This is a genomic window from Pseudomonas sp. ME-P-057 (assembly GCF_030208975.1).
In the GTDB taxonomy this organism is placed as follows: domain Bacteria; phylum Pseudomonadota; class Gammaproteobacteria; order Pseudomonadales; family Pseudomonadaceae; genus Aquipseudomonas; species Aquipseudomonas lutea.
This window is the reverse complement of the sequence record NZ_JARVSX010000009.1, coordinates 4868-23151: the sequence shown is the minus strand read 5'-3', so window position 1 is coordinate 23151 and position 18284 is coordinate 4868. Positions and strand designations below refer to the sequence as shown.

Here is an 18284-nt window from a genome sequence, read left to right as displayed (position 1 = left end):
CAAACGGTGGCTCAGCGCGGAGCTGAAGGTGAACATCAGGCGGTCGCCGCGATAGCTTTGCTGCGCTGGCCGTGGGCGGTCAGTCGGCAGCTCCAGCACCGGGTGTTGGTCGCCCAGTTGCTCGCGCCAGTAGGCCAATTGCCGCTCGCCCTCGCCTGCCGCCAGCCAGTCACGCTGCCACACGGCAAAGTCTGTGTACTGCACCGGCAATGGCGCGAGCTGCGGCGTGCGGTTTTCCGCGGCTGCGCGATACAGCTCGCTGAACTCCTGCAGCAGCACGCGCACCGACCAACCGTCAGAAATCATGTGGTGCAGGCACAGCAGCAGCCTTTGCTCATCCGCGGAAACGCGCACCAACGCCACGCGCCAGACCGGGCTGCACGACAGATCGAAGGGCCGCCGAACGAAGACCTGAGCCAACGTATTGAACGCCGCATCGCTGTCCGCCTCATGTCGAATGTCCAACCGCTCGATGGCGACCCTTGCAGCCGGTTCGACCTGTTGCATCGGCACGCCTTCGACCGCCAGGAAGCGCGTGCGCAACACCTGATGCCGCGCAGCCAGCCCGTCGAAAGCCGCTTGCAGGGCCGCCTCGTTCAGCTCGCCCCGCAAGCGCACCGCGCCGGGCAGGTTGTAGGTATGGCCGCCGGGTTGCAGTTGATCGAGGAACCACAGACGCTGCTGGGAGAAGGACTGCACGGCGCGGTCCTGGTGCCGTGGGACAAGTTCAAGCTGGGCGGCGGGTTGCTCGGCCGGGGTCAGCTGCGCGATGCGCTGGGCGAAATCGCTGAGGCGCGGCGCATCGAACAGCGCACGCAACGGCACGCTCAGTTGATGCTCGTGACGCAGCCGGGAAATCAACTGCATGGCCAGCAACGAATGACCGCCGAGTTCGAAGAAGTGATCGTTGCGGCCCACGGCGTCGATGTCCAGCAGTGGTTGCCACAGCGCGGCGAGTTGCTGTTCAAGCTCGTTTTGCGGCGCCTGATAGTCGCTGGAGATCACGTGAGGATCGGGCAGCGCGTTGCGGTCGAGCTTGCCGTTGGGCAACTGCGGCAAGCGTTCCATGACCACGATGTGCGCGGGGACCATGTATTCCGGCAAGGTGTTTTTCAGCTGTTGCTTGAGGCTGTCCTCCGCCAGACCGTTGCCGCCTACATACCCCAGCAAGACCTTGCCGCTTACGCCATCGCGCACGATGACCAGCGCCTCGCGCACGCCGTCGCAGCCTTTCAACGCCGCTTCGATTTCACCGGCTTCGATGCGGAAACCTCGAATCTTGATCTGGTGGTCGATACGGCCCAGATATTCCAGCAGCCCTTTGCTGTTCAGTCGTACCCGGTCGCCGCTGCGGTAAATGCGCTCGCCGGCGCGGAACGGGTGCGGCAGGAAGCGCTCGGCAGTGGCGCCCGGACGGTCCAGATAACCCCGCGCCACTGCGCCACCCAGGTACAACTCACCCGCGATGCCCTGCGGCAACGGGTTCAAATCCGCGTCCATCACATAACCCTGACGATCACCCACCAGATCCCCAATCGGCGCATAGGCGGTGGTGAAGTCGGCAGTTTCGGCGGAGGCCAGCCACAAGGTCGGCGTGACCACGGTTTCGGTCGGGCCGTAACCGTTGATGATCCACAGCGGCTGCAAATTACGAATCACGTCGTGCAGCATCTCTCGGCTGAAGGCTTCGCCGGCGAAGCAGTAGGTTTCCACTCCCGGCCCCATGCATTGCACGCCCGCCCAGTCAGACAACTGACGCAGGTAGCTCGGCGGGAACGACGCCACGGTGATGCCTTCGCGAATCAGCGTGTCGTAGGTCTGCTCGACGCTCCACAGTTCCTGATCGCGCAGCACCACGCGGGCGCCGTAACACAGCGGCATCATCCAGCCTTCGTGGGCGCCGTCGAAGCTGATCGACAGGAAATGGAATTTGCGGTCCTCGGGCGTGAAGCGGTAACGCTCGCCGATGGTCTGGATGTGCATCGAGATGTCGGCGTGGGCGATGGCCGCGCCCTTGGGCTTGCCGGTCGAGCCCGAGGTGTAAATCAAGTAGGCCAACTGCTGGGGGTGAATCACCACGTCGGGCGCTGTAGCCGGTTCAGATGAACAATCCAGCGTGTCCAGATTGAGCAGCGGCAGGTCACCCACCGGCACGCGATCCAGTGCCGCGTCGTGACTGATCAGCAGCTTCACGCCACCGTCTTCGAGCATGTAGCGCAGGCGCTCGGTCGGGTAGTCCGGGTCCAGCGGAATGTAGGCGCCGCCGGATTTAAGCACGGCGAAGAATGCCACCCACAGATCAATCCCCCGCTCCATGGCAATCGCCACGCGCACTTCGGTGCCGATGCCTCGCCCACGCAGGGCATGGGCCAGTTGGTTGGCGCGACGGTCGAACTCGGCGAAGGTCAGGCGCTGTTCGCCATGGACCAGCGCAATGGCCTCGGGACGAATGCGCGCATGCTCGGCGATCAGCTCGTGAATCGGGCGGCTGAGGTAAGGCGAGAACGGCGGTGTGTTCCAGGCGTGCATCTGTTGCAGGTCGCCGTCTGTGAGCATCGACAACTCGCCGATGCGCGCCTCGGGCAAACGGCAGATGCCGTTGAGCAGCGTCTGGAAATGCCCACACAGGCGCTTGATCTGCTCGGCGCTGAACACGTTGCTGTGGTAATTGAAGTGGACGTGGGCACGCTCGCCCGCCACCACCGCCAGGCTCAGCGGGTAGTGGGTCTTGTCACTCAGCTCGACCGAGCCGAGATTGACGCCATTGGCCTGCTTGTCGCGCAGCACCGCGTCCACCGGGTAGTTTTCGAACACCAGCAGGCTGTCGAACAGGTCGCGCCCAGCATGGCCGGCGTAGCGCTGGGCCTCAAACAACGGCGTGTGCTCGTGTTCGCGCAGTTCCAGGTTGTGCGCTTGCAGGTCATTGAGCCAGTCACCGACCTTCTGTTGCGCCTGGGGCGCCTGCACCAGCGGCAGCGTGTTGATGAACAGCCCGAGCATGCGCTCGATGCCCGGCACCTGTGCGGAACGACCGGACACCGTGGCGCCGAATGCCACTCGCTGTTGACCGGTGTAGCGCTGCAACAGCAGCACCCAGACAGCCTGAATCAGCGTGTTGACGGTCACGCGTTGACGACGCGCTGTGCTGTTCAGCAGCGCGCTGTCGAGGTCCATGGAGGTGACGCGCACCTGTGCGGGAAGCGGCGCGCCGTTGTCCGACACCGGAGCGGTCAGCGCGGCGGCCATCATCGTCGGCTGTTCGAAACCGGCCAGATGCGTTCGCCAGAACGCAGCACTGTGCTCGGCGTCACGGCTCTGCAGCCAACTGACGTAGTCGGCGTAATGGCCGGCGGGCTGCGGCGAGGCATCGGACAGCGCCGCTTCAATCACCTCGCCCAGCAGCGCCGCGCTGCTCCAGCCGTCCAGCAGAATGTGGTGGAAGGTCCAAACCAGTTTCCACAAGGTCTCGCTCTGGCGCACCAGCAGCACACGCATCAGCGGCGCGTTGTGCAGGTCGAACGGGGCTTCGCGCTCGGCCGCCAAAACCTCGGCCATCGCCTGATCGCCACGGCGCAGGTCCAGCTCTTTCACTGCCAGCACCGCGTCGCGGCGAATCACTTGCAGCGGCTGCTCGCTGCCGGAAACGCGCAAAAAGGCAGCGCGCAGGATCGGATGACGCTGCACCGCTGCCGCCCACGCCGTTGTAAAACGCGCCACCGGCAGGTGCTCGATGTCCAGCGCCACCTGATTGATGTACAAATCCCGGGCGCTATTCGGGTCCGCGACTTCGCTGCCGCTCAGTTCGCTGTGAAACAGCAAACCCTGTTGCATCGGCGTCAGTGGGTAGAGCTGTTCAATGTCGCGCGCCGCCACCGGCAAGGCGTCCAGTTGTGCCTGGGTCAGCCCCAGCGTCGGGAAGTCGGACGGGGTGACCGCCGAGTGGCGACGGCAATGTTCGCAAACCTCGTCCAGCGCCTCGGCATAGGCGTCGAGCAAGCGCTGAACCGATGCCGCCTCATGGCGCACGGCGCTGTAGCTGCAGGTCAGGCTGAACCGGCCGTCACGGACCTGTGCGTCCAGCGACAGCTCGCCATTGAGCGGAGCATCGGCGGCGCGCTGGGCGCCGCTGCCCTCCTCGGCGAGCCGGAAAATTCCGCTGCTGTCTTGCAGCCGGCCCATGTAGTTGAACAACACGCAGCCGTCCAGCGCCGGCAACGCTTCGCCGCGCAAATGGCGCAGAAGGCCGTAACCCAAGCCGCCGTTGGGCACGGCGCGCAGGGTTTCCTTGGTGTGCTTGAGCGCTGCGTCGAGGTCATCATGGGCCTGCAAGCTGACCGGATAGAGGCTGGTAAACCAGCCCACGGTGCGGGCCGGGTCGACGACATCGAACAGGTCTTCACGACCGTGACCTTCAAGGGCAATCAGCGCTTGCGCCTCGCCGCTCCAACGCTTCATCGCCCGGGCCAGCGCAGTCAGAAGCAGGTCGTTGATGTGCGTGCGATACGCGGGCGGTGCTTCGTTGATCAGCCGTTCAGTGCGTCCGGCGTCCAGTGACAGGTGCAGCTGACGCACGTTGGCTTGCCGTGCTTCGCCCAAAGGGTTGGCGCATGGCAAGGCCGGCGCCGAAGGCAGTCCATACCAATAAGGCGCTTCGGCCAGCACGGCGTCGCTGCAGGCGTAATCGAGCAGACGGTTGGACCAGCGCTGGAATGACAGCGGTTTCCCACCGAGGTCAATGGTCAGGCCCGCCCGGGCCTGGGCGTAGGCGTTTTGCAGGTCTTCCAGCAGCACGCGCCACGACACGCCGTCCACCATCAGGTGATGAATCACCAGCAGCAGCCGCTCCCCGCCTTCGGCCAGGGTGAAATGCACGGCGCGCAGCAGCGGGCCGTTGCGCAGATCGAGGCTGGCCTGGGCTTCGTCGCAAGCAGCCGTCAGCTCGTTCAAACGGGATTTACGCTGCCAGATCAGGCCGTCGCGGGCCTGCTCGCCAGAGGAATGCTCTTCAGCACAAAAGCAGGCGCGATAGCGTTGCTGCCACTGGCCGTCGTCCTGCTGCACGAAGCGCATGCGCAAGGCATCGTGATGGTTGAGCAACGCATGAAGGGCGTGGTTCAGCGCCGGCAGCTCCAGCGCCTCACTCGGGTTCAACAGCAGCGACTGGTTCCAGTGACTGCGGTTTTTCATCGGTTGCTGGAAGAACCAGTGCTGAATCGGCGTCAGCGGGATGTCGCGGTTCAGCTCGATGCGCTCGACCGCAGCCGCGTCCTGACTGACCACTTGCGCCACCTGCGCCAGCTCGGCGATGGTCTGGCGATCGAACATCTGCCGGGGCGACAGCACGATGCCGCACTTGCGCGCGCGGGAGATGATTTGCAGGCTTAGGATCGAGTCGCCGCCCAACGCAAAGAAGTTGTCCTGACGACCGATCTGGGCGACGCCGAGCAGGTCTTGCCACAGCGCAGCCAGTTGGGCTTCGACTCCGGGCAGCGGGGCTTCAAAAGCCCGCTGCTGGATGTGTGGGTCGGGCAAGGCCTTGCGGTCGAGCTTGCCGTTGGCCGACAGCGGCAGGCTTTCCAGCGTGACGAAGTGGGCCGGGACCATGTAGTCCGGCAGGCGCTGTTTCAGCTGCTCGCGCAGGTGTTCTTCGTCAAACCCATCGGCCACCAGATAACCCACCAGCTGCATGCCGGTGGCGAGTTCTCGCGCGATAACCACCGCTTCACGGACAGCCGGATGATCGAGCAGCGCTGATTCAATCTCACCGATTTCAACGCGCAAGCCACGCAGTTTGATCTGGTGATCGAGCCGGCCGAGGTACTCCACCACGCCGTCGGCACGCCAGCGGGCAAGGTCACCGGTGCGATACAGCCGCTCGCCGCTGCCAAAGGGGCTGGCGACGAAACGCTCGGCAGTGAGACCGGGACGCAGGTGGTAGCCGCGCGCGAGGCCCGCGCCGCCGATGTACAGCTCGCCCGGTACGCCGATGGGTCGCGGGTTCAGGCGACTGTCGAGGATGTGAATGTGCAGATTCGAGATCGGGGCGCCAATGGGCACCGAAACGCACGGCTCGTTGCGGCAGGTCCAGTGGGTGACGTCGATGGCCGCTTCGGTTGGGCCGTACAGGTTGTACAGCCCGGCATTCGGCAGGCGCTGCAGGGTGTCGCGCGCCAGATCGGCGGGCAAGGCTTCGCCACTGCAAACGATGCGTTTCAGGGACGCGCAGCCGGTGAGATCGTCCTGCGCCATGAAGGCAGCAAGCATCGACGGGACGAAATGCAGCGTGGTGATCTGTTGCTGCTCAATCAGAGATTTCAGCAGCAGCGGGTCGCGATGATCCCCCGGCTGGGCGACGATCAAACGTGCGCCCGCCATCATCGGCCAGAAGAATTCCCAGACCGACACGTCGAAACTGAACGGCGTTTTTTGCAGCACCGCGTCCGATTGATCGAGCCCGTAAGCGTCCTGCATCCAGGCCAACCGGTTGAACAGCGCCGCGTGGGTGTTGCCAGCGCCCTTTGGTTTGCCGGTCGAGCCCGAGGTGTAAATCATGTAAGCCAGTTGCTCGGGGTGCAGCTCGACCTTCGGCGCGCTGAGCGGATAATCCGTCAGCGCCAGATGATCGAGATTGAGCACGCGCAGGCCTTCAACAGCCGGTAGACCGTCAATCACCGCATCGTGGCTCAGCAACAAGCCAATCCCGGCATCTTCCAGCATGTAGCGCAAACGATCGGCAGGATATTCCGGATCAAGCGGCACGTAGGCAGCGCCGGCTTTGAGCACGCCATAGAGCGCTACCACCATCTCAACCGAGCGCAACGCCGCAACGCCGACCAGCGATTCCCGGCCCACGCCCTGCTCCCGCAGGTGATGGGCAAGCTGATTAGCCCGCTGATCCAGCGCCCGATAACTCAACACCTCATCGCCAAAGCGCAAAGCCTCCCGCTCGGGATGAAGCTGTGCCAGTCGCTCGAAATGGCGGTGGACGAACGGCTCCGACTCAGCCCAGTTCCGCGCTGTGTCATTGACCGCTGCCAACTGCGCGCGGTCTTCAGCGTCCAGCAACTCGAAGTCGCCTATTGCCGCGTCCGGGCGTTCCAGCAGGTCGGCGCACAGCTGCGCAAAACGCCCGTGCAGGCGTTCGATGCTGGCGTGATTGAACAGATCGGTCGCGTAGTTCCAGTTACCGGCCAGCTCGCCGGCCGCGTTTTCCCACGTGTGCAGGGCCAGGTCGAATTGCGCGCTGCCATTGTCGAGCGGCATCAGCGTGGCGCTCAAACCGGGCATCAGCTGCAGGGCTTGGTCCTGGCGTTGCTGGTGGTTGTACAGCACCTGAAACAACGGGTTGTGGCTCAGGCTGCGCTCGGGTGCGAGGGCGTCGACCAATTGCTCGAAGGGCAGGTCCTGATGGCCCTGCGCGCCCTGGGATGCCAGACGAACGCTGTCGATGATCTGGTTGAAACTGGCGTCGGCTTGCACATCGCCGCGCAGGATCTGGGTGTTGACGAAGAAGCCGATCAGCCCTTCCGTCTCCGCGCGCTGACGCCCGGCAATGGGCACGCCGATGCGCAAATCGGAGTGCCCGCTCATGCGCTGCAGCAGCACCTGGTAGGCGGCGAGGATGACGGTAAACAGCGTCACCCCGCGCTGCCGGGCCAGCTCGCGCATTCGTGCGGACAGCGCGGCAGGAAAACTGAACGGCAGGCGCGCGCCGCGAAAGCTCTGGCGTGCCGGGCGCGGACGGTCCGCCGGCAGTTCGAGCACCGGCGGTTCATCACCCAACTGTTGCCGCCAGTAATCCAGTTGCCGATCGCCTTCGCCGGCGCCCAGGCAGGCGCGCTGCCACAGGGCAACGTCGGCGTAGCTCAATGCCAGAGGGGCCAAACTGTCGTCGTCATTCGACAAAGCGGCGCGGTAGGCCTCGACGAAGTCCAGCAACAGCACCTGAATCGACCAGCCGTCGGCGATGATGTGGTGCAGGCACACCAGCAACAGGTGGTCGTCAGCGGCGCGCTCGACCAGCGCTATCCGCCACAACGGTCCTTGGGCCAGGTCGAAGGGGCGTCGGGCGAAGTCATCGGCCAGCGTCTGCGCGCCAGCTTCGTCGTCCGCCTGTAAAACCTCGAGCGGCAGCGGCTGAATGGCCTGAATGACCTGCTCCGGCGTGCCGTCTTCTGCGGTGTCGAACACGGTACGCAGGCTGGCATGACGCTCGGCCACGCGGGCAAACGCCGATTGCGCAGCAGCGACGTCCAGCTGGCCGTTCAGACGCAAGGCACCCGGCAGGTGGTAGGTGGCGTTACCCGGCTCCAGCTGCTCCAGAAACCACAAGCGTTGCTGGGCGAATGATGCTGCACTGCGTTCGCCGGCGACCCCCGCAGGGATGGGCAGCGACGACGCATCCAGGCCCTGCTCGCGCAGCTTGCTCAGAAACACCCGACGCTGGGCACTGCTCAGGCTGAGGAAGCGTGTGGCCAGTGCCAGCAGCTTGCTGTGTGAAGCCATGCTCGGTTGCGACATCAGTTGCTTTCCTCCAGCTCATTCATTAACTCGTCCAGGGCATCGAGCCGGTCGAGTGTCAGGGTCTGCCCCTGCAAGGTGTCGATCAGCGCCGCCTGGGCGGCGACGGTGGTGGCCTCAAACGCCTGGGCCAACGGGATGCTCACGCCCAACCGCTCGCGGATGCGCGACAGCAGCCGCGTCGCCAGCAATGAATGGCCACCCAGTTCAAAGAAGTTGTCGTGACGACCCACCGACGTGACCTTGAGCAGGTCTTGCCAGAGCTCGGCTAGGACGGATTCGCGTTCGCCCTGTGGCGCTTCGAAGGTGCGCGCTTCCAGGCTCGGCGCCGGCAACGCCTTGCGATCCAGCTTGCCGTTGGCGTTGCGCGGCATCTGTGCCAGCACGACGATGTGAGCCGGGACCATGAACGCCGGCAGGGTTTGCGCCAGCGCGGTCTTCAGCACGTCGCTGGACAGCGCCTGCCCCGCCGCGGCCACGACGTAGGCCACCAGTTGCGGGCCGTGCGGTGTCGGCTGCGCACTGACCACGGCGTCGTGTACCGAGGCGTGGGCGAGCAGCAGGTTTTCGATTTCTCCCAGCTCGATACGCTGGCCGCGGATCTTCACCTGGAAGTCCGCACGGCCGACGTATTCCAGCGCGCCATCGGCGTTCCAGCGCGCCAGGTCGCCGCTGCGATACAGCCGCGCACCGGTCTCACCGAACGGATCGGGCAGGAAGCGCTCGGCGGTCAAGCCAGGCCGCGCGGCATAGCCACGGCCCACACCCACGCCGCCGATGTACAACTCGCCGACCACGCCGGGTGCAGCCAGTTGCAGGCTTGAATCCAGCACGTACAGGGCGTTGTTGTCGGTGGGCCGGCCGATAGGCATGTTGGCGTTGAGCGCCGGCGCTGCGGTCAGGGTGTGCAGCGCAACGTCGTCGGCGCACTCGGCGGGCCCGTAGGCATTCACCAGCGGGATGTCGGGGTAGCGAGCAAACCAGCGCGCGGCCAGACCCGCGGTCAGCGCTTCACCGGTCGGCAGCAACCAGCGCAGGGCATCGAGGCGCTGTGGCGCGACGGCGAGCACGGCGTCGATCACCGCCGGCACGCACTCCAGCACGCTGACCTGATTGGCCGCGACTGCCTCCAGCAGACGCTGCGGGTGCTGCACCACGGCATCCGGCAGAATCTCCACGCGCCCCCCAAACAGCGGCGCCGTGAGGAATTGCCAGACCGAAATATCGAAGCCGGTGGCGGCGGTCTGGGCGATCACATCGCCCTCGCCCAAACGCAGGTACGGCAGCTTGGACATCTGGTTATTGAGCATGCCGCGCTGGTTGACCATCACGCCTTTGGGCTCGCCCGTGGAGCCGGAGGTGTAAATCACGTACGCCAGTTGCTCGGCCGTCGCGTAGCGACCGGGGTTACGGTCGGCCAATGGATCGCCAGCCGACAGCACATCCTCAAGCACCAGCACCCTAGGTTTGTCCTCGGCCAGCGCAACCATCGCCTCGACTTGGGGCAGGCACTCGCGCGGCGTCAGCAACACCGGCGCGGCGCTGCTGACCAGCATGCGTGCGCTGCGTCCGGCCGGATGACGGTCGTCCAGCGCCAGGTAGGCAGCGCCGGCCTTGAACGCGCCGAGGATCATGCTCAACAGCGCCAGCCCGCGCGGTGCAAACAGCGCCACCACGTCATCGCCCTGTACGCCCGCTGCGATCAGGCCGTGGCCGATGCGGTTGGCCTGCCGATTGAGTCCGCCGTAGCTCAGGCTCTGGCCCTCACAGCGCGCCACCTCCTGCAGCGGATGGGCCAATACCCTGGCCTCGAAGCGCTCCAGGTAGCTGATGTCGTACCAGTGCTTCTGCACCGGGCCAAGCCCTTGGGCCAGCAACTGCTCGCGATCCGTCTGCTCAAGCATCTGCAACTGACTCAGCGCCTGTTGCGGGTTGTCGATCAACTGTGTGAGCAGGCGACGGAAGTGGCTGACCAGCGCGCTCATGTCGGCGTCGTTGAAGTGCCGCGTGTCGTAGGTCAGCTGCAACTGCAGGGATTCACCCGGCAGCAGCACCACCGTCAGCGGGTAGTTGGTGTGGGTGCGGTTGGCCAGCGGCGTGATGCGGTAGTCGTTCACGGCCTGCTGCACCTCGGCGCCCAACGGAACGTTTTCAAACACAAACAGGCTGTCGAACAACGGCTGGCCACGCGGGGTGTCGGCCAGCAGCTGAATGTCGGCCAGCGAGAGGTGCTCGTGCTGGCGCATGTCGGCGTTCTGTCCCTGCAAGGCATTGAGCAGCTCCAGCGCCGACGCGCCCATGTCCGGACGGCGGATGCGCAGCGGCAAGGTGTTAATGAACAGCCCCAGCGCGCCTTCGATACCCTCAAGTTCCGTCGGGCGACCGGCAACCGTGACGCCGAACAGCACTTCGTCGCGGTCGGCATGACGCATCAGCAACAACGCCCACGCTGCCTGCACAAAGGTGTTGGCGGTCAGGCGATAGTGCCGCGCCTGCTCGGCGAGTTTCGCGGTCTTCGCGGCACCCAGCGCCAGCGTGACGTCGCGCATCTGCGCGTCACCCTGCGGGCTGTGGCGGTACGGCAGTGGCGTGACGTCGGTGAAGCCCGCCAGCGCGTTGCGCCAGTAGTCGCGACTGAGCCCTTCATCCTGCGCGGCCAGCCAGGCGAGGAAATCACGATAGGCTCGCGCGGGCGGCAGGCTGACCTGACGGCCTTCCAGGAACGCGCGGTAATGGGCGAAAAACTCGGTGAGCATCAGGCCCCGGCACCAAGCGTCGATCAACGCGTGGTGGTGGCTCTGGACGATACGGAAATCCGCCTCGCCGAACTTGATCAGGCGCAGGCGCAGCAACGGAGCACGAGCGAAATCGAAGCCCTGTTCGCGCTCGCTTTTGAGCAACGCATCAAGCTCGGCTTCGGCAGCGTCCCGGGACAGATGGCTCAGGTCGATCAGCTGCACCGGCGATGGCACGCGACGCATCACAATCTGACGCTGCACGCCGCTTTCCAAGCCGTGGAACGCTGTGCGCAACGCCGGGTGGCGCTGCACGACTTGCTGCCAGGCGAACTTGAACGCGTCGAAATCCACGTGGCTGCCCACGTCGTACTGGTCCTGCATCAAGTAGATGCCGTGGCCCTGCTCCAGCAGGCTGTGCAGCAAAATCCCTTGTTGCATCGGCGCCAGCGGCAGGATGTCTTCGATCTCCCGCGCAGGAATACCCAGCGCATCAAGTTGGGTTTGATTCAACGCCGCCAGCGGGAAGTCCGACGGCGTCAGGCCGGCGTGGGATTCGTCGCTGCAGTGGGCGATCAGCTGCAGCAGCTGCGCTTGATAAAGCGAAACCAGCTGCTCGATGCTCTCGCGGCTGAAGCGTTCGCGGCTGAAGGTCCAGTCAAGCTGCAACCGGCCGTCGCGCAACTGACCGTCCACCGCCAGGGCATTGGCCAGCGGACCCTGGGGATCGCGCAGATTGCCGGGCGTGCGACTCGACAGGGAGAACAGCGCGCCTTCGTTATCGTCGAAACGACCGAGGTAGTTGAAGGTCACGCCCTGCCCGGTCAACTCCGGCAAATCTGCGTCAGCCAAGTACTTCAGTACCCCGTAACCCAGGCCCTTGTCCGGTACGCCGCGCACCGTTTCCTTGGCCACCTTGAGCGTGGCGACGGGGTCATCCGCAGCGTCAAGCGCCAGAGGGTACAGGCTGGTGAACCAGCCCACGCTGCGGCTCAGGTCGAGGGCACCCGTGGCGTCCTCACGACCGTGACCTTCCAGGCTGATCACGTGGCGCCGACGACCGTTCCACTGCCACAGCGCCTGGGCCAGCGCCGCGAGCAACAGCTCGTCGATGCGCGTGCGGTAAGCGGCCGGGGCTTCGCTGAGCAGGCGCCGGGTGTCATTCGCGGCGAACGTCAATTGGACGGTTTCGCTGTCGCCGACCCGGCTCTGCACCGAAACATCCCCAGGCAGGATGGCATCAACGGCGTCCAACGCTTGCCAATACGGCAGCTGCGTAGCCAATTCAGCGCTCTGCGCCAAGGTGCTCAACGACTGCGACCAGGCCTGGAAGCTGGCGGTTTTATCCGCCAGCGTCACATTCTGCCCCGTGGTCAGTTGGCGGTAGGCGAGTTGCAAGTCTTCCAGCAACACCCGCCACGAGACGCCGTCGACGGCCAAGTGGTGGATCGCCAGCAACAGGCGCGCTTCGCCGGACGGCAGGCGCGCATGCACCACACGCAGCAGCGGGCCGGTGTCAATGTTCAGGCTGCGCTGGGCTTCATCGTTCAGCGAATCGAGGTCTTCTTCGCGAGTTAACTCGCAAGTCCACAGCACGCGCTCGGCGCTTTCACTGTCGCGGTAACGCTGCTGCCACTGGCCTTCGTCGTTCTGATGGAAGCTCAGGCGCAGGCTGTCGTGGTGAGCCAGCACAGCCGCGAGGGCCTGCTGCAGGTGCGCGACGTCCAGCGCCTGGGGCACGTCGAGCAGCAGCGACTGGTTCCAGTGCTGACGCTGGGCGACCGGCAGGCTGAAAAACCGCGCCTGAATGGGCGTCAGGGCAAATTCGCGCGGTGCGACGGGCGCCAGTGCAGGTGCGGCGACGGGCTTGACCTCGGCCACCGTGGCGACTTGCGCCAGCTCGGCGATGGTCTGTTTTTCAAACAGCTGCTTGGGCGTCAGACGGATGCCCTGGCGGCGAGCCCGGGCAATGATCTGCAGGCTCAGGATCGAGTCGCCACCCAGGGTGAAGAAGTTGTCGTGGCGACCCACGGTGTCGACCTTCAAGGCTGCCTGCCAGAGCGCAGCCAACGCAGCTTCGACACCCTCATGGGGCGCTTCGAAGGCGTCGGATTTGAGGCTCGGCGTGGGCAGCGCGGCAACGTCAAGCTTGCCGTTGGCCGTGAGCGGGAAGGCCTCAAGGGCCAGCACGTGGCCGGGAACCATGTAGTCGGGCAGGCTCTGCGCCAGTTGTTCGCGCAGGGTCTCGCCGGCCACCGAGGCGCCGTTGGCCAACAGGCCGTAAGCAATCAACTGACCGCGCTCATCCAGACGAACGTGGGCATCGCGAATCCCGTCCAGCTGGCGCAGCCGTTGGGCAATTTCGCCGAGCGCCACGCGATACCCGCGCACCTTGACCTGATCGTCGGCGCGGCCGAGGAATTGAATCTGCCCGTCGGCCAGCAATCGGGCGCGGTCGCCGCTGCGGTAAAGCCGCGCGCCGCTGCCGCTGGGGTCCGGGACAAACGCCGCAGCAGTCATGCCTGGACGCCCGTGATAACCCCGTGCCAGTCCCGGCCCGCCGATGTACAGCTCACCGACATCGCCTTGCACCACCGGCTGCAGATGGTCATTGAGGATCAGCGCTGTCACGTTTGGTAGCGGACGGCCGACGGGCACGCTTTCCCCCATTAGCGCAAGGTCGGCAGGCTCGGGCAGCAACAGCTCGTGGCTCAGCACGCCCACCGTGGTTTCGGTGGGGCCGTAGTGGTTGATGACCCGACAGCCGGGTTTCAGACGATTGATCTGCGCCGCCAGCGCCCACGGCAGCGCATCGCCGCCCAGGATCAGCGCATGCTCGGGCAGCACATCGGCGGCGTTCGCGGCCTGCAACAGACCGTTCAAGTGGGTCGGGACGATTTTCAGCACGCCCACCTTGTGCTCGGCCATGTACGCGGCAAAGCGGTCGGCGTCGTTGGTGCGGTCGGGGCTGATCAGGTGCAGGGTGCGCGCCGAGCACAGCGCGCCAAACAGCACGGTATGGCCCAGATCAGCGCCCACTGTGGAGACCATGGCCATGCTTGCCCCGGGTGCGAGGTCCAGCCGCAGCAACAGGCCTTGCACGTAATCGGCGAGCGCGCCATGGCTGATAACCACGCCTTTCGGTGTCCCGCTGGTGCCGGAGGTGTAGATCAGATAGGCGGCCTGATCGGCGTGAATACGCTGCTCGAGACCGTCGCAGGGTTGGGCTCGCCATTGGGCCTCATCATCGACGCCGATCACCTCGCCTTTGAAGTCACCCGGTGCGCCCTGATCGGTAATGAGCCAGCCCGCGCCGCTGTCAGCCAGCACAAAAGCCTGACGCGCGGCGGGCCATTTCGGGTCCAGCGGCACGTAAGCGGCGCCGCTCTTGAGCACGCCCAACAGGCTGACAACGAACGCCACCGAGCGCTCCAGCAGAATCCCGACGCGGCTTTCGCTGCCTACCCCGGCCTGACGCAGATGCCGCGCCAGTTGATTGGCCTGGGCGTCGACCTCGGCAAACCGCGCGCTGCGTTGTTCGCATTGCAGCGCAATATGCTGCGGCTGGCCCTCAACGCTGGCCTGCCACAGGCTCAATACGTCGCTGGCCGGGAAGGCTGCCTGCTGCGCCGCGACGCATGACATCACGGCGTTGGTGTGTACATCCAGCAAACGCACTTCAGGCTGTGCCACGACTTGCGCGCAGATGCGCTGCAGGTCAGCAGCCAGCGCAGCCATTCGCGGCTCGTCGAACAGGTCGCAGGCGTAGGTGAACACCGCCTCGATGCCCTGGCCCGTGTCGGTGATGTCCAGGCCCAAATCGAAGTGCGCCGAGTAGTCATCCAGCTGGGTCACGTCCATGCGCACGCCGGCCATTTCTACGTTCTGCGGCAGCGGGAACTGCTGGGTGAATTTCACTTGGCACAGTGGGTTGTGGCTGAGGTTGCGTGCCACGCCCAAGGCTTCGACCAGTTGCTCGAACGGCAGGTCCTGATGGTGCTGGGCCCCCAGCGCGGTTTGACGTACGGCGTCGATCAGGCTGGCGAAGGATTGCTGTGGCGAGACCTCGCTGCGCAGCACCAGCGTGTTGACGAACAGGCCGATCAGCCCTTCCGATTCGGTGCAGGTACGCCCGGCGACCGGCACGCCGACGCGCAGGTCGGTCTGACTGCTGTAGCGCAGCAACACCGTTTTGTAGGCGGCCAGCATGACCATGAACAAGGTGGCATTGTGAGTACCCGCAAGCTCGCGCAAGCCCTGGCTCAACGTGGCGTCCAGAGCAAAACCATAGCGCGCGCCGCGATGACTTTGCTGCGCCGGGCGCGGACGGTCGGCGGGCAGGTTCAACACGGTCTGGGCATCACCCAATTGCTCTCGCCAGTACGCCAGTTGGCGTTGCCCTTCCCCACCGGCCAACCGCGCCCGTTGCCAGGCGGCAAAGTCGGCGTATTGGATCGGCAGCGGCGCCAGTACCGGCGCCTGGCTTTGGGCGTGGGCGCGGTACAGCGCGGCGAATTCCTTGAGCATCACCTGCACCGACCAGCCGTCGGCAATGATGTGATGCAACACCAGCAGCAGTTGATGGTGGTTCGGCGCCAGGCGCACGTTGATCACCCGCCACAGCGGGCCTTGCTGCAAATCCATCGGCTGCTCGACGACGGCTTTGGCCAACTCGCTCAGCCCCTGCTGCGGATCGGTGTCCTCACTCAGGTAATGGCGTTCAATGAGCACAGGACCCGGCGCGTGAATGCGCTGCACCAGTTGTTCGTTGGCGTCGATGGCGAACGTGGTGCGCAGGCTTTCATGGCGGGCGGCCAGATCGTCCAGACTGCGTTGCAGGGCGACGCTATCCAGCGCGCCGTTGAGGCTCAGCTGGCCGCACAGGTGATAGGCGCTGCTGTCCGGCGCCAGTTGTGCAAGGAACGACAGGCGCTGCTGGGCGAAAGACTGCTCGGGATCGTTGTCGCGGGAAATGCGAGCCACACCTGCCGGCCGGTCGGTACCGCGGCCATGGGCGCGGACGTGCGCAGCGACGTGGGCGTTGAAGGCGCCAAGGGTCGGGTGCTCGAACAGGTGGGCGGGCTCCAGCTTCAGGCCCAGTTCGCTGTTCAGCCTCGAGAGCACTTGCACCACGCCGACCGAATCGCCGCCGCAGGCGAAAAAGTGATCCGCGGCGCTCAGGTCTTGCCTGCCGAGGACTTCGCGCCAGGCCGCGACCACCTCAGGCAGCAGCGTTTGAGCGTCGGTGGAAGGCGTTGCGGCCACGTCCGTGGAGTCGGCGTCCAGCAAGCGTCCATCCTGCCAAAGCGCAAAGCTGTCCAGGCTGCGGTTCTGCCAGCCGCTGCGACACGCAGCGCGTTGCAGCTTGCCACTGGTGGTACGCGGGAGCGCGCCCGGCTCCAGCAGCACAATCACTTTTGGCGCCACCATAAACAGGTCGGCCAGTGCATCGCGCACCGCTTCGCAGATCATCTGCGGCTTCATCAGGCGGCGCACGTTGCGGCTGATTTCCAGCGCCAGGCCCACGCCTTCGACGCCCTGCTCATCGCTCACCGGGAACGCAGCGATACGGCCGCGTCGCAGCAGCTCGACGCTTTTCTCCAGCGCCTGTTCGATGTCCTGGGGGTACAGGTTCTGGCCGTTGAGGATGATCAGATCCTTCAGGCGCCCGGTGATGAACAGCTCGTTGTCGCTGGCGATGCCCAGGTCGCCGCTGCGCAGCCAGCGCTTGCCGTCTTCGATGACGAACGTCTGCGCAGTGGCGTCGGCGTTTTGCCAATAACCCTGGGCAACACTCGGCCCTGCAATCCACACCTCACCTACCTGCCCCGACGTCAGCGCCTGGCCTGTGGCCGGTTCGACGATGCGCAGATCGTGATCAGGCTGGCACCAGCCACACCCCGGCAGACGGCTGACAGCCTGGTTGTCGGCAAACAGCGCTTGCGTGGCGTCCCCGGCGGCGAGTTGGTTGCCGTCGAAACGCTTGATGCCGAATGGCTTTTCTCGCTCGGCAGCGCTGACGTAAAGCGTCGCCTCCGCCAGCCCGTAGCTGGGCGTCAGGGCGCGGCGGTTGAAGCCGGCCGCCGCGAAATGCTCGCTGAAGGCATCCAGCGTGGCGATGCGAATCGGCTCGGAGCCGGAAAACGCCAGGCTCCAGTTGTCCAGCGCAAGGCCCTTCACGGCGCCGGGTTTGATGCGCTCCACGCACAGGCGGTAGGCGAAATCCGGGCCGCCGGAAAACGTCCCGCCGTACTCGCTCATAGCTTCAAGCCAGCGCGCAGGCCGGCCCAGGAAATAGTTGGGCGACATCAGCGTCAGCGTACCGCCGTAGTACAGCGGCAACAGCAGACCGCACATCAGCCCCATGTCGTGGTAAAGCGGCAGCCAGCTGACCCAGCTTTCCGAGGCCGGGTCGGAGACGAAGTGACGCGCCATGGCGATTTCGTTGGCCATCAGGTTTTCGTGGGAGACCATCACGCCTTTCGGGGCGCTGGTCGAACCGGAGGTGTATTGCAGGAACGCCAGTGCACCGGTGTCGATCGTCGACGGCTGGAAACCGCCCTGCCGTTCGGCGATTTCCTCCACCGCGGCGAAGCGACCGCCGCCCGGCATGAACGGCTGCAGCAGGTGCTGAAATTTATCCAGGTCTTCGCGCCGGCCCAGCACCATCTGCGGCGAGGCGTCGTGGAGGATGCCGGTCAGGCGGTCGAGGTGGGTCTGGCGGTTGTACTCCGGCGCGAAGGCCGGCACTACAATGACCCGGGCGTACAAACAGCCGAGAAACGCCGCGGCGTAGTCGGCGCCGGTGGGCAGAATCAGCACGCAGCGCTCGCCGCCTTCGACGCCAACGTGCTGCTGCAGGTGCGCGGCAATCGAGCGCGCGCGTGCATCAAGCTGGGCGTAGCTGGTCAGCAGCGGCGGCTGGTCCTCGTGGACGATGTGTCGAAGGGCAATCCGGTCCGGCTGGCGCTGCGCATACAAGCCCACCAGTTCGGGAAAATGCGCGGCCTGATCTCGTATGGATTTCAT

2 protein-coding genes (1 of these 2 cut by a window edge) are annotated in these 18284 nt (G+C 65.3%); both read right to left on the bottom strand.

The genetic code is table 11. The features are described from left to right. Positions 1 to 8520, bottom strand: partial view of a non-ribosomal peptide synthase/polyketide synthase gene (locus QRN48_RS03685; RefSeq protein ID WP_285348977.1) — the 5' portion only. Its footprint begins 7743 nt before the window's first position; the window shows 8520 of its 16263 coding nt (coding positions 1–8520); its start codon is at positions 8518 to 8520; the stop codon falls past the left edge of the window. Further along, positions 8520 to 18284, bottom strand: coding sequence for a non-ribosomal peptide synthetase (locus tag QRN48_RS03680; RefSeq protein ID WP_285348975.1), 9765 nt, complete (start codon positions 18282 to 18284; stop codon positions 8520 to 8522). Before QRN48_RS03680 ends, QRN48_RS03685 begins: the two co-directional genes overlap by 1 nt.